The following is a 635-nucleotide window of genomic DNA, read 5'->3' on the forward strand; positions in this document are numbered from 1 at the left end:
TCTTTTAATAAGCTAAGATCATACTGTTGTTGTTCTAATAATTTGAAATTATTTAAAAGTTCAATATTTTGATTTAATTTTTGCTCGATTTTTTCAAATTTTTTATTACTTTGTTGTTGTTTAAGTTGATATTCCTCTATAATCTTTTCAGATATCTTATATATGTCAGGAATGTAAGAAAGTATTTTTTCAGTTTGTTGACTTGAAGTCGATAGAATCATCATTAGAGATTCGTTATTAAAATGATCAATACTTTGCCATAATGTATCAATTTGTTGATATCTATTGTCTATTTGTTGTTTTTCTGATTTTACATCTTCTGTTATTACATTTTGAATAATTTCATATTTTTCACTATTAAACAAAGTTCTTAAAATACCTTGTTTCTCTCTACTATTAGATAATAAAAATCTTTTGAATTCACCCTGAGGTAAAATAAATAGTTGTCTGAATTGATCTGCATTGACCCCCAGTAAATCAATAATAAATTGATTCCCAAGTGTAACTTTACTTTCTCTTAATTCAAACTTATTATCTACTTTTTCATAAACATCAAGTTTGGCATGAGTTTTTGTAACATTTCCTTCTTTGAAAAATGGGCCCTGTCTTTTAACTTTATATTGTCTATTATGTAA

1 pseudogene is annotated in these 635 nt (G+C 24.9%); it reads right to left on the reverse strand.

Annotated features, from left to right (window positions below):
* A pseudogene (locus tag CD113_RS12600) lies at nt 1–635 on the reverse strand (exonuclease subunit SbcC); the annotation flags it as partial.

The organism is Staphylococcus simiae (assembly GCF_002902085.1).
GTDB lineage: Bacteria > Bacillota > Bacilli > Staphylococcales > Staphylococcaceae > Staphylococcus > Staphylococcus simiae.